Below are 13,345 nucleotides of genomic sequence, written 5' to 3' on the forward strand. Positions count from 1 at the left end.
CCACATGAGAGTTCTCATATGGATTTTCGTTATCGACTATTTACACTTGAAGCTTCAAGCCCTACACCATTTAACAAATCACACCACTGCTCAATTGTATTTAATGCAACCTTTACTGGTGCAGTTGGATGGTCCGTATATTCTACGACCCAAATCCCTTTCGCTGCGGGAAGAAAGAAGACAATATTTTCGAGAATCGGGTCTCTTTCAATACTTGGATTATGAAACATTGAAATATTATAAAGAGACCAGCCCTGCGATTCTAAATCATCTAGAAACAATTGAAAGCTCTGCTCTTCTATAGGTGAAAAACTGCTTTGTTTCCTTACCTTACCTGCGTTATGGTGTTCACTAAGCAAATCAAATGCCCGATCGGTGAGATGGAACATCTGTGCTCTTTCAATACCCTCTTCCGAAAAAGAATAATAGTTTCGGATTATGCTTGGAATATCTGCACCTTTGATATAGGCGAATTCATGGATAATGTCCCGATCAATGATATGAGTCATCCATGTATCCTTTTCAATATGGTGTATCATTAGAATGTTGGATTGTCCCTTATTTGAGCAGCGAATCATCCATTTCGATTCAACATAACTCTGAATAAATTGCTGAATTTCATCCCTTAATGGGATCTCTCCCTTTAGCTCTCTTTCGTCATCCCAGAGCTGCTTTAGGATTAATTGGTGAGTAGTCACCTCCATAATTGCTTCCCACTCTTTTGGTCTCTTTTCTCCAACGGATGCCTCCGCAATACCTTTTGCTACACCAGGATATCCACTAAGTGTTACTAAGAGTGCAAGCTCCGCTGATGTACAAGTCATAATATAATCCATTTATTTCACATTCCTTTTCGTTATAAAGCCCTTTTATATTATCGTTTCACGAGAGAGTGATTATAGAAAAATTGCACGGAGCAGGTTTTTAATCACATAATAAACAATAATAGAGGCAAAAAGTTGGACTACAATAGAAATCAACATAAAGAACTTTCTTTTAAAAAAAGAGTACTTTAAAAATTTCTTGTTCAGATACGGTCCTATACCAAAAAAAGCATTGATCACAAACGTAAACGTCCTTTGAAATACTGTTTTTGGATTTTCAGAAACACCTGCCTCGTACACATCAAGCATGATCCTGCCAAGTAAAAATACTAAGATACTGAAAATCACTTGAACTCCGAGAAAATAGATTAGTAATTCTTCGGTTCGTTCCAATGTTTTTAAAGTCATGTTCATTCCTTATCCTAAACCATGGGGACGGTTCTCGTGGTTTTTAATGAAGCTAGTTATGCCACAAGAACCGTCCCTATGATCTTTTTTCATAGATTTATAAATAGGTGTTTATAGAAAAATCGCCCGGAGCAGATTTTTAATCACATAATATACAATAATAGAGGCAACAATTTGGACTACAATAGAAATCAACATAAAGAACTTTCTTTTTAAAAAAGAGTACTTTAAAAATTTCTTGTTCAGATAAGGTCCTATACCAAGAAAAGCATTGGTCACAAACGTAAGCGTCCGTTGGAACACCGTTTTTGGATTTTCATAAACACCTGTTTCATAAACATCAAGCACGATCCTTCCGAGTAAAAATACCAAGATACTGAACATTATTTGAATACTCAGATAATAGGATAATAAGCCTTGAATCAGTTTCATCGTTTCTAAAGTCATGTTTCATCCTTATCCTTTATTAAAAGATTTGCTGAAGATTTCTCGCTTTCATAAAAAAAAGTTTTAGTTGAACCAACTTCCTACGGATTTAAAAGTGTTATTAATCCCCGCACCTATATCTTTAATTCCCTCTTCAATTGCTCCTCCAAGCTTTTCGCCACCAGCTTTAATCTGGTCTTCAAAGACAATACTTCCGACTCCGCCAACTAAGGCACCAACGGCACCGCCAACTACGATTCCGACAGGGCCACCCAAGCTCCCAATCATCGCACCGACTTTAGCGCCTCCGCTGATTGCGACAAAATCAGCGGTAAGTCCAGCAACTGCGCGTCCGGTTTTTTCACCACCAGTCTTACCTGCATTGTCAGGATCAACAAACTCTGCACTGTTTGCAGCGATTGATATTCCCCAGCCAACTAATGGGACTTTCTTTGCCACTTTGGTCCAACCCTTGGCATCGATTATGTGCTCAGCAATTTCCTTAGTACCGGTTGTTATACGTTTTTGGAATGTACCAGATAAAGTATCCGCTTTTAACAGATTCAAATTCTTTGGAAAACCAGCAGCATGCTTTAATAAAGCTGAAGGGTTATTATAAGAAGCTGCCAACTTATGAAGTTGTTTTACTATAGGGTTGGTAGGGCTCGATTTTGAAAAATTATAAATGGCACGAGCCAGCTTCGAGTCATATCTTCCTCTTCCTCTGCTCTTCCAGGATGGATGAGCTCCTACTGTAAATTTATAATCACCCTTAATTTTCTTCCAAAACTTTGGCTTCCCGCCTATGTAATTAATTTTAAGCTTCCGTGAAATCCCAGCACTAAGTGCGATTGTGAAAAGTTGTGTGCCAACTAGGGCGGCATCCCCGATACTAAGTTTTCCATTGATGTAGTTAAACACATTCAAGATACTTGCGATGGTTGATTTCTTAGATTCTGGGTTTATTGCCGATTCCGATTTTTTCGTTAACTCGGTCTCAGTCCGGCTATACTGATCCATAGATTGTGCAATAAATCTCTCCAAGTTTCTCAGTCGTGTTTCTAATTCATGAGATGAACTAATGGAAGTATTAAACCTTGCACGCAGGTTTCCCCGATTCATAATTTCATGATCAATCGAATACCTAAGAGCGCTTAAACCATCACTAACCTCTGATACTTTTTGTGACATATGACCAATACTGGCACCAGTCTGTTTAACATAATCTGTTTGAATCCTAATGGGCGGCAATTTATAGCACCTCCATGTACTCTAGTAAATTAGTTACCAGCGGCTTTTGCCTTTTTCTCGGCTTCCGCTTTTGCCTTGGCTTCTGCCTCCGCCTTTGCTCTTGCTTCGGCTTCTACTTGACGCTGGATTTGTTGAGCAGCTGAAAGAACATCCGAGCCGATTGAACTTAGTTTAGAAGAAAGAGTCGCGATTTCCCGATTTATACTGTCAATCGTTTGGTTTATGTAGAACATCTCTTGGGCATTCCAGCCATTGTTGAGATTTCCTTTTACCCTATTTAAGTTGCTTTTAACCTCAAGTAGTTTCGAGGCATAATCGTTGATTTTATTTGCCTGCGAAGCGGCCAAATTCACGTTAATACTCACTTCAACACCTGCTTTATTAAAAAATATTCTTTGTTTTTCACTGGTTGCCACGGGTGGTTGCCACGGGGACGGTTCTTATGGTTTATAATAAACCTAGTTATTGCCACAAGAACCGTCCCCTCGGTCCGCCCTCGGTCCGGATTTCCCTCTATTTTCCTATTTATTATAAAAGCTATTTTTTTATTATTCTATAAAAATGAAGAAATTGGTTATTTTGTACCGGTCGTTCTCCAAAATATATAAAAAATAACGCCTGAAGACCTAGACGTTTTCCATTGCCCCTGCTCATCACCTTTTGCATGTAACAAAATAGATGAAAAAAGAGGCTTCCCAAAAATTCAAAGAACTAATGGAAAACCTCTAATTTTGAACCTTATCAGGATTCAATGTTCCCCTAGAGACATGGCCCCTATAGAATCAAGGGATAATGGGACGATATTACATCATGCTACCCGCTAAAGATATTTAAAATTGATAATTGCTTAACATTGAATCCTATAAAGCTTTCTCCATGAGTCCACTTCTGCTGATACATCTCATTCCAATAAAAATAGCAGTGCAATATTCAGCACTAAAGCGCCCTTGTTCTACTTCCCCTTTATTTTTCCTCCATTGCTTTTAATGCTTTTGTTTTAAATCCACATTGCTCCATGGCTTTAGCAAGCTCTGCTCTTAATTGTGCTTCTTCAAAATCCACTAATGTTTTTCCTGCAACCACTTGCTTCCCAGCGATAAATACATCTCTTACATTGCCAGCATTTGCTGAGTACACCAAAGCAGAATACGGATCAAAAATAGGAAACATATTGACTGAATCGGTTTCAACTAGGATGAAATCCGCTTGTTTCCCTGCCTCAATAGAGCCAATTTGCCTCTCCAGACCTAAAGCGTTCGCTCCTCCGATAGTTGCTAACTTTACAATTTCTTCAGCTGGAAAGGCACTGCGATCCTGTAAAACCGTTTTATGAAAATTGGCAAACAATCGCATTTGGCTAAATAAATCCAAAGTATTTCCGCTGCTTGGACCATCTGTTCCCAGCCCCACCGTTACACCTGCAGATAATAAATCCCGAACACGTGCTACACCTTTAGCCGATTTCGTATTAGCACCGATACAATGAGCCACTTTTACATCATACTTCTTCAATAACTCAATGTCATGATCTGACAAATGAATACAGTGTGCAGCTACAAGTCTCGGACTCAATACGCCAATCTCCTCTAAAAATTCAATCGGAGTTTGATTGTGTTCTTCACGAAATTTATTCATTTCAAAATCCATTTCACTGACATGCATCATCCATGGTACATTGTACAATTGAGACAAAACATCTGCTTGCTGGAGCACTTCAATTGTATTAGAGTAGGGGGCATGCGGTGCAACTGATACTTGAATTCTCCTATTTCCTTGCCATTTCGTCATAAAACTTTGAGCATACCGTAAGCCACCCATTGGCTCAGGTACATCAACCGTTACGGAATCTATGACGGTTTCTGCTAAAATACCGCGGCTATGCATTTCTTCTGCCGCTTCAGCCAATTGTTGTTCAAAATAATACATATCAAAGAATGTCGTCACACCGGCAAGCTGCATTTCAGCAATTGCATATTTTGCGCTCGTGTACGCCAGCTGTTCGTTCATACACTCATTTTCTAATGGAAATAAGAAGCGGCGTAAACGGTCTGGATAGTCATCCCCTAGTGAACGAAATGGAATCATGCCAATATGAGTGTGTGTATTAACCATGCCAGGCAGCAAAATTGCCCCTTTGGCGTCGATGCATTTGTCATAGAGGATGTCACTTGGCAGTGAAGCCATCGTGCCAACATCTAAAATTTTCTCATCATCAGCAATTATATAGCCTTTTGGAAACTGTTCCATCTGTTCATTCATGGTTAAAATCCAAGCATTTTTAATCACTATTTTCAAATTTGTTCACCCTCAACTAATGGGATCATCACTTGAGAACGCACATTCATCATCCCTTTGTCGGTAATTTTGATAACAGGGGAAACAGGCAAGGATAATGTCGAGAAGGACATAATTTCATTGCTGTTGCGGTAGCCTAACCTATTCATAGCTTGACGCACTCCCTTTAATTGCGCACCTAGTTCTTGTATCGGTGCATCGCTGATTATGCCGCCAACTGGCAATGGGCAAACGGCTTGCACCTTCCCAGCTTGTACCACAACATAACCACCTTGTATATCCAATAATTGTTTTTGCGCAGCTAGTATATCTTCCGAGCTCGTTCCCATTACCATCAAATTATGATGATCATGTGCCCACGTAGTGGCGACAGCTCCTTTTTCATATAAAGCTTTATCAACAAATCCGTAGGCGATGTTGCCTGTCTTCCCATATCGCTCCATCACAATAATTAAGGCTAACCCACTATTCTCCCAATCTAAAAACCCATCTGCAACCCTAACCTCCCGCTGCACATGTTCGGTAAATGTGCCCACATCCGAGATTTGAATCACATTAACTACAGCCTTTTCAGATGCCTTCACCCTGAATCGTAAATCCTCTAATTTTAATGCCCGGCAATCTAAGGATTTATAGAAGTGTTCTGGAAAATCAGGCTTCACAGCAGGATAGCTGATTCCATTTCCCTGTCTATACACCAATTTCCCATCCTTATATACCGCCCCAATTTCAAAGCTTCCAACATCATTCAGCAATAGAAAATCGGCTTTAAAACCTGGGACAATCGCACCTCGATCCTGAAATCCCATTCTTCTAGCAGGCGTATAAGTAGTGCAATATATGGCCTGTTCGGCAGGCATCCCACATGAAATGGCTAGACGTACGTTTGCATCCAAATGTCCTTCCAACAAGTCGTCCGCCATCACATCATCCGTAATGATTGCTATATATTCATAGAAATCATTTTTAACAATGACACGCATATTTTCTGGAGTAATTGATTTCTTTTGAAATTCTAAAAACATTCCATTGGTGATTTTCTCATAAATTGATTCGGGCGCTTGATGGGTATGATCAGCCGTGATCCCTGCATATAAAAATTTTGATAATTCTAATCCCGAAACACGCGGAACATGACCTTCTAAAGGCATAAATGGCCTCTCCGATTGAACTGCGTGTAAAATCTGCCTAATCAAAGAGTCTGGTTCATTGACAATGCCGTTGAAATTCATCGCTTCCCCTAGTGCAATAACTTTCGGATGCTGCAAGAGCTGCTTCACTTCTTCTACACCGATATAGCCGCCCGTTGTTTCTAATTCTGGAGTTGTCGAAGGGACAGAGGAAGGAATCGCATAGAAAATATCCATGACACTTGGCTGGGAAAAGAACGCCTCAAGCCCTTCCATACCAAACACATTCGCAATCTCGTGAGCATCAGCGACAACCGTTGTTACTCCATGGGTTACGACCGCTTCTGAAAAAATGGAAGGGGATGTCATTGAGCTTTCTATATGCATGTGAATATCCATTAATCCTGGAATCAAATACTGCCCTTCCGCATCAACCACTTTACTAGCCTGCCAATTTTCAATTTCGTCATCCGTTATATAATAAAATTTATCCTCAATAATAAACACATTGTTCTTTTCAAACTTTTTGGTAAAAGTGTTAAAAACCTGTGCATTTATAATCGCCAAATCAACTTTCATTTCTTTTCTCCCTTCTCAAGGACTTAATTAAAAGAAAAAAGCCAAGAATGATCTTAGCCCTTTTCCTCTACCTCAAACTATTTGTTTAAAATTCTATTCCATTGATTAATCCAAGATTCAAGGTTTTTATTAACAAATAATGAATCCACTTTGTTTGTACGTTCAGCCACATCACCATACGTTTTATTTTTAGCCGTTTCTTCGTCTAGTACTACATTTTTATTGGTTGGAGCTTCATTAAGAGACACTGCCGTTTTTTCCTGAACTTCCTGGCTTAGTCTCCAATCGATATATTTATAGGCCAAGTCCTTATTTTTAGAGTTTTTGTTGATGTTGATCGTGTTAAAGTTTGCGTATGTTCCAGATTCAGGAACAACATAGGCTACATCTGGATTGGATTCCGTGATAATCGGAACAGCAAAGTCGCCGACAACAGCTGCTGAAATTTCTCCTGATTGGAACATGTTGGCTAAATCAGAAGATTTGCTATACGTTTTTACAACGTTTGGAGCTAAATCCGTGATTCCTTCAAATGCTGCTTTTCCATTATCAGTTGTAATGTCAACATTCTCGTGACCGCTTGCTACATATAGCATCGCTGGACCAAATGTTGTAGTAATGTCAGGAATCGAGGTTTTCCCTTTTAAAGAAGACTCCCATAGATCATCCCATTCCTTAATTTCTTTACCTGCTGTCTTTTTATTATAAACAATCCCGATACTGTTCAGCGTGTAGGCTGGGCCAGAACCATCTGCAGCCAAATCTTTTGCACTATCGATTAAGTTGTCCATATTTGGAGCTTTAGAGCTGTCGATTTTTTCAAATAAATCTGCTGATACACCGTCAGCCGCATTTGATTGAGACAATTCAATAACATCAACCGTTGAGTTTGGATTGCTTTTTAATTTTGTTAAACGCTCAGAGCTCGTACCCGTTTCTAACACAATGTCCACATTGTATTTTTCTTCAAATGGTTTAAAGACATCTTCTTGCATTTTATCTTCTTCCAAACCAAAAGTTGAGATGATCAATGTTTGCTTTTCCTTACTCGCATCTTTGTCCCCGCCGCCGCATGCAGCCAGTATACTAGCTGTTACTAAAGTTAAACTTACTAAACCTAATTTCTTTTTCATTTTGTTTCTCCCCTTTTCTTGGATGTTTTAAACTATGATTAGTTTGTGAGATGGCATGGATAATGTGACTTCGTCTCCAACTTGATAGACCACATCATCTGTTTTATTTGCGAGTAATTTGCCAATAGGTGTTTCGACTTCATATTGGTAGGACTTGCCAAGGAACGTACGAACTTTTATAATCCCTGACACCATATTATTTTCATTTTGTTTACTATTTCTTGTAATCTCGATATCATCCGGACGGATGGTTCCCGTATGCTTTCCTGGCTCCCAATCGCGAGTACTATGGAAAACTGTTCCATCAACAGCTTGATAGTTCCATTCTTCTGTTGGTGTTAATTCAAAAAAGTTCTCAAACCCAATAAAACGGGCCACGAACTCCGTTTTTGGATTATTATAAATTTCTTCAGGTGTGTCGAACTGTTCGATTACCCCTTTATTCATAACAGCAACTCTGTCTGAAATGGAGAAACATTCCTCTTGATCATGCGTTACAAATACAGATGTAATGCCTAATTGCCTTTGAATCCGTTTAATTTCGATACGCATTGCCAAGCGTAATTTAGCATCTAAGTTGCTTAATGGTTCATCTAATAATAATAATTTGGGTTCGATGACTAAGGCGCGCGCTAAAGCTACACGTTGTCTCTGCCCGCCTGAAAGTTGTTTGGGATAGCGGTCGCCCAGCTCTTCTAATCCTGTAATCGCTAAAATATCTTTTACCTTTTTGTCGATGGAATTCTTTTTTTCCTTACGTAATTTCAAGCCGAACGCAACATTTTCCTTAATCGTTAGATGGGGAAACAATGCATAGCTTTGAAATACCATTCCAAATTCACGTTTATGAACGGGCACCTTCGTTAAGTTTTGAGTGTCAACAAGAAACTCACCATCATTCGGCTCAATTAAGCCGGCAATGACGCGTAAAGTGGTTGTTTTCCCGCAGCCTGATGGGCCTAACAAGGAAACCAATTCGCCCTTTTCAATTGATAAATTTAAATCTTTTAAAATATTGGCTTTGTTGTCATAACTCACACGAATATCTTTTAATTCAACATAGGACATAATGCTGTTTTACCCCCTTCGCTGTTAAAATCCTGGTTGTTCCTATGAAATACTTGCTAACCCTAACGTCTTCTCAATAACATACATCAGAACAATCGTACCAAGCATTAAAATGACTGATAAAGCAGATACAGATGGATCATAGTTATATTCTATATAATTCATTAAGCTTGTCGGCAGCATGGTTACACCTGGTCCTGATAAAAACTGAGATACCGGTATATTGTTGAAAGAATTAATGAATGCCAACATGAAGGAAGCAAAAATTCCAGAAGTAATGTTGGGTAATACCACTTTTATAAATGCTTGTAATTTTGTGCACCCTAACGTCCACGAAACTTCTTCAATTGAAAAATCTAGCTGCTCAATTGTTGAACCAACCACCCGAATAACGTAAGGCAGGCAAATCAAGAAATGGCCTAAAAACAATCCTTGGATGATAGGAAATTGAAACTTAATGACTATAAATTGATACATAGCATATCCAACTACCAAGCCAGGTACAATCGTTGGAGAAAGGAAAAAACTCTTAATCCAATTTCGTCCGAACACCCTGTGGCGTGCCAAAGAATAAGCAGCTGGAACACCAATAATTAATGCCAAGAGAGTCGCTATAAATGCTACTTGCAGACTTAGAAAGAAGCTGTCCATAAATGCTTCATTGTTAAATACCTTACTGTACCATTCAAAGGTAAAACCTTTAATTGGAAATTGAATAGTTGTGTTTGTTCCAAAAGAAGTCACTATGATAATGAGCAAAGGAACTAACAGAAATGCAAAAACTAGACCGGCAAAGATTTTTAAACCTATATTTTTACGCACTCGCCTCACCTCTTTTATCCATGCGTCCCGCAATCCAGCTGAATAACTTCATCACGATTAAAGTCGCCACAATCATAATCAAAGCAATGACACTTGCACCTTGCCAGTTTCCTAGTGCAGTTGCATTTTGATATAAGAAGGTAGCTAACATTATGTTTCGATTCCCGCCTAATAATTGTGGGGTTGTATAAGCTGTCAAGCTTCCTGTGAAAACTAAAATGCTGCCAACAATAATCCCCGGCACACTTAATGGCAGGATAACCTTCGCAAAAGCGATCAAGCGATTGGCGCCTAACGTTTCTGCTGCTTCCATAATTTCAGAATCAATGTTCTCTAAAATTCCCACTAACGTAATAACCATTAATGGCAAGAAGAGATACACAGAGCCAATGACAATGGCAAATTCTGTATAAAGCATCGTAAGTGGCTTAGAAAGTAAGCCAATATTCATCAAAGCATTATTTAAAATACCGTCTTGTCCCAAAATTGTAATCCATGCAAAACTCCGCACAACCGAATTCGTTAACAACGGAAACAATGTGATCGACATTAATAGACCGCGCCATTTTTTCGGACTTTGGGAAATGTAGTAGGCCGTCGGAACTCCTAACACTACACAAATCAGAGTTGCAATCAGTGAAATCTTTATGGTCCGCCAAAAAATTCCAAAATTATACTCATCCAAGAAGAATGAGGTGTAATTTGAAAAGGTAAACCCTCCATTAAAGAATGTTGGAAAAATGGTAGAAATAAGAGGTAACACCAAAAATAAAATCAAGAGAATCAATCCTGGAGCCAAGATGAGATAAGGTACTCTTCGCTGCGTCATATCTGGCCTCACTTTCCAATTCAAAAAAGTATTATTGAATGGTGATTAACACCATACAAGAATCCGGTTTTATCTATCTCTTACACTTTTAGATTATAATTAAAAACTATCATTTTGGCAATATAAAAGACGAATATTAATTTAGTAATTACATTAAATGTTCGTAAAAAGACAGGAAATTCTATCAAAAAAACTATTTATACTTTGTGTAATGCATTTTTTTACGAATATTAGAATGACGAAGTAATTCATCTTATGTAACGAAATCGAGAAAAAGGCCTCCCACCAGTTTCGTAAGCTGATGAAAGACCTTTTCAAATATATTAAAAAATTGAAGATGACTCAAAAGGTCGTTGAATAACGATTCTTTCAATTCATCCTCTACCATTTTTTATCTCCATGTAATTAGGAAACTTTTTTAGCCTCTTCCATTTCCTGTTCTTTTTTTGCAGCCTTTTTTGCCCAATAGGTAGCAACCAATGGTCCAGAAATATTATGCCACACAGAGAAAATCGCACTCGGAACAGCCGTAAGTGGAGAGAAATGTGCAGTCGCTAGCGCTGCGGCAAGTCCTGAGTTCTGCATTCCGACCTCGATTGAGATTGCTTTTTGATCGGCATACGGGAATTTGAACCATTTTGAAATAAAGAAACCTAATACCAATCCAACAAAATTATGTAGAATGACCATACCAAGAATTGCCAAACCAGATTCCAGGATATTTGCTTTATTCGCTGCTACCACTGCTGAGATAACACCGACGATTCCAATTACAGAAACAAGCGGCAGGATTTTCGCCCCTTCCTCTGCTTTGTCCTTCAAAATCCATTTAAAGACAATGCCAAGAATAATAGGAAGAAGAACGATTTGAACCGTTGAAAGAAGCATATCTTTTCCTGATACAGGAAGCCACTGGCTCGCTAATAGGTAAATAAGCGCAGGGGTTAGGATTGGTGATACCAAGGTTGCTACCGATGAAACAGCAACTGACAACGCGACATTTGCTCTTGCTAGGTACGACATTACATTTGATGCAGTTCCCCCAGGACAGCAACCGACCAATATTACACCAACCGCCACTTCAGGAGGGAGATTCAGCCCTACAGCCAGAAGATAAGCTACACCCGGCATGATAATGTATTGAGCAGCAACCCCTACGAATACAGCAAGAGGCTGTTTGAATACGGCCTTGAAATCTTCTACAGATAACGTTAACCCCATCCCAAACATGATAATTCCAAGCAGAACTGAGATATAAGGAGCAATCCAGGTAAAACCGCCTGGAAACACCATGGCTAGAGCTGTGAATAATAAAACCCAGTAGATAAAAGTGTTACCTGCGACTGTACTAATTCTTGCTAGTATATTCATTTGTTGTCCACCTTTTTAGAGAATTTTTAGATTATTCCATTATACATTATATTCAGACAATATCAATGACACTTTTCGTTATAAAATAACATCCAGAGAGGTATGAGGAAAGATACACAAAATTAAAAGAAGGTCTCCACCAGTTCAGTAAACTGATGAAAGACCTTCTCTTTTCAAATTCATTTACGACAGCACGGTATGGATTTCACCCTTGGCTACGTTTAATCCAAGTAAAAGTATTATGACCCTACAAGCTCTTCAACTTCCCTCTTACTCGGCAGAGCAGAGATAGCTCCTTTTCCTGTTGTAGTAAGAGCCCCGCTAGCATTGGCAAATTCTAGAATAGATGCCTGGTGGTTTCGAAGCACCTCTTCAATGTTTTCCGGATTGGCATGCAATTCTAGTAATTGATATAAAAATCCGCCAATGAACGCATCACCTGCCCCAGTGGTGTCCACCGGTTCAACAGCGTATCCGCTCGATTCAAACTTTTGATCTTTTAAAATCAAATCCGCTCCGGCAGCCCCCTTCGTGTAGACAACTGCCTTCACGTTTCCAACGAACAATGACTTTATCGCATCCGACTCATCTTGTATTCCCGTAATAAAATTAAGCTCTTCATCGGAAACCTTTACGATATCTGCAGTCGGTAAAAATTCGAGAATTGCCTTACGACAGTCCTCTGGATTTTCCCAAAGCGGAAGCCGCACATTTGGGTCAAAGCTGACTAAGCCATCCGCAGCTGAAACAGCGGCAATCGCTTTTTTATGAGCCTGTTTCATCGGGCTTTCCACCAAATCAACCGAGCAAAAGTGAAGTATATCCCCCGCCTGAAACCATGTTGGATCGACTTCCTCTTCGCTTAACAGCAAATCAGCTGATGGATTACGGTAAAATGAAAAGTCACGTTCCCCATTTTCTTTTAACGAAACAAAAGCCAAGCCCGTATTTGCCTCCCTAGTGCGGTAAACCTTGTCCGTCTCAACCCCCGACTCGACAAGCTTTTCAACTAAGAAGTCGCCAAACGCGTCATTCCCTAATTTAGAAATCAGCGCTGCTTTCTGTCCATATTTGGCAACGGCGGCTGCCACATTTGCCGGTGCCCCCCCAGGTGCTCTCTCAAAAGAGACAACATCCTTTAAAGCCACACCTTTTTTAAAAGGGATAAAATCAATTAACATTTCACCAATTGTAAAAAGCTTTGCCATT

The 13,345-nt window shown here is 39.3% G+C and carries 13 protein-coding genes; all 13 read right to left on the reverse strand.

The genetic code is table 11. The annotated features are described in order from the left end of the window. Positions 1-29 precede the first annotated feature (29 nt). The 13 genes from ACIQAA_RS28150 to ACIQAA_RS28210 all read right to left on the reverse strand — a co-directional run bounded on the left by ACIQAA_RS28150 (position 30) and on the right by ACIQAA_RS28210 (position 13,344). Positions 30-836 carry a hypothetical protein gene (locus ACIQAA_RS28150; RefSeq protein ID WP_402626282.1) on the reverse strand — a complete coding sequence of 269 codons (807 nt, stop codon included), beginning with the start codon at positions 834-836 and terminating at the stop codon, positions 30-32. 60 nt (positions 837-896) lie between these two features. After that, positions 897-1,232, reverse strand: a complete 336-nt coding sequence (locus tag ACIQAA_RS28155; RefSeq protein WP_402626284.1) for a hypothetical protein — start codon at positions 1,230-1,232, stop codon at positions 897-899. A gap of 111 nt (positions 1,233-1,343) precedes the next feature. Continuing rightward, positions 1,344-1,679 (reverse strand): hypothetical protein, encoded by a 336-nt coding sequence (locus ACIQAA_RS28160; RefSeq protein WP_402626285.1) that lies wholly within the window; start codon positions 1,677-1,679, stop codon positions 1,344-1,346. Between the two features lie 63 nt (positions 1,680-1,742). Continuing rightward, the gene (locus ACIQAA_RS28165; RefSeq protein WP_402626287.1) at positions 1,743-2,909 is read right to left on the reverse strand and encodes a hypothetical protein; all 1,167 of its coding nucleotides are present in this window, start codon (positions 2,907-2,909) and stop codon (positions 1,743-1,745) included. 29 nt (positions 2,910-2,938) lie between these two features. Continuing rightward, positions 2,939-3,274 (reverse strand): hypothetical protein, encoded by a 336-nt coding sequence (locus tag ACIQAA_RS28170; RefSeq protein WP_402626289.1) that lies wholly within the window; start codon positions 3,272-3,274, stop codon positions 2,939-2,941. 598 nt (positions 3,275-3,872) lie between these two features. Further along, positions 3,873-5,195 (reverse strand): amidohydrolase, encoded by a 1,323-nt coding sequence (locus tag ACIQAA_RS28175; RefSeq protein ID WP_402626414.1) that lies wholly within the window; start codon positions 5,193-5,195, stop codon positions 3,873-3,875. 5 nt (positions 5,196-5,200) lie between these two features. After that, complete coding sequence (locus tag ACIQAA_RS28180) at positions 5,201-6,913, reverse strand: adenine deaminase C-terminal domain-containing protein (RefSeq protein WP_402626291.1); 1,713 nt, start codon at positions 6,911-6,913, stop codon at positions 5,201-5,203. A gap of 77 nt (positions 6,914-6,990) precedes the next feature. Continuing rightward, the gene (locus ACIQAA_RS28185) at positions 6,991-8,046 is read right to left on the reverse strand and encodes an ABC transporter substrate-binding protein (RefSeq protein ID WP_402626293.1); all 1,056 of its coding nucleotides are present in this window, start codon (positions 8,044-8,046) and stop codon (positions 6,991-6,993) included. 27 nt (positions 8,047-8,073) lie between these two features. After that, on the reverse strand, positions 8,074-9,114 hold the full coding sequence (locus ACIQAA_RS28190; protein WP_402626295.1) for an ABC transporter ATP-binding protein: 1,041 nt from the start codon (positions 9,112-9,114) through the stop codon (positions 8,074-8,076). Between the two features lie 42 nt (positions 9,115-9,156). After that, positions 9,157-9,936 carry an ABC transporter permease gene (locus tag ACIQAA_RS28195; RefSeq protein WP_402626296.1) on the reverse strand — a complete coding sequence of 260 codons (780 nt, stop codon included), beginning with the start codon at positions 9,934-9,936 and terminating at the stop codon, positions 9,157-9,159. Continuing rightward, positions 9,929-10,765, reverse strand: coding sequence for an ABC transporter permease (locus ACIQAA_RS28200; RefSeq protein WP_402626298.1), 837 nt, complete (start codon positions 10,763-10,765; stop codon positions 9,929-9,931). Before ACIQAA_RS28200 ends, ACIQAA_RS28195 begins: the two co-directional genes overlap by 8 nt. A gap of 405 nt (positions 10,766-11,170) precedes the next feature. Further along, positions 11,171-12,136, reverse strand: coding sequence for a bile acid:sodium symporter family protein (locus ACIQAA_RS28205; protein ID WP_402626299.1), 966 nt, complete (start codon positions 12,134-12,136; stop codon positions 11,171-11,173). Between the two features lie 239 nt (positions 12,137-12,375). Next, positions 12,376-13,344 (reverse strand): carbohydrate kinase family protein, encoded by a 969-nt coding sequence (locus tag ACIQAA_RS28210; RefSeq protein WP_402626301.1) that lies wholly within the window; start codon positions 13,342-13,344, stop codon positions 12,376-12,378. Between the last annotated feature and the right edge of the window lies 1 nt (position 13,345).

Source organism: Neobacillus sp. NPDC093182 (genome assembly GCF_044754045.1).

Bases quoted from the DNA above. Each gene is read 5' to 3' on its own strand.
- ACIQAA_RS28150 (WP_402626282.1), bottom strand. From the start codon at position 836: ATGGATTATATTATGACTTGTACATCAGCGGAGCTTGCACTCTTAGTA.
- ACIQAA_RS28155 (WP_402626284.1), bottom strand. From the start codon at position 1,232: ATGACTTTAAAAACATTGGAACGAACCGAAGAATTACTAATCTATTTT.
- ACIQAA_RS28160 (WP_402626285.1), bottom strand. From the start codon at position 1,679: ATGACTTTAGAAACGATGAAACTGATTCAAGGCTTATTATCCTATTAT.
- ACIQAA_RS28180 (WP_402626291.1), bottom strand. From the start codon at position 6,913: ATGAAAGTTGATTTGGCGATTATAAATGCACAGGTTTTTAACACTTTT.
- ACIQAA_RS28185 (WP_402626293.1), bottom strand. From the start codon at position 8,046: ATGAAAAAGAAATTAGGTTTAGTAAGTTTAACTTTAGTAACAGCTAGT.
- ACIQAA_RS28190 (WP_402626295.1), bottom strand. From the start codon at position 9,114: ATGTCCTATGTTGAATTAAAAGATATTCGTGTGAGTTATGACAACAAA.
- ACIQAA_RS28200 (WP_402626298.1), bottom strand. From the start codon at position 10,765: ATGACGCAGCGAAGAGTACCTTATCTCATCTTGGCTCCAGGATTGATT.
- ACIQAA_RS28205 (WP_402626299.1), bottom strand. From the start codon at position 12,136: ATGAATATACTAGCAAGAATTAGTACAGTCGCAGGTAACACTTTTATC.
- ACIQAA_RS28210 (WP_402626301.1), bottom strand. From the start codon at position 13,344: ATGGCAAAGCTTTTTACAATTGGTGAAATGTTAATTGATTTTATCCCT.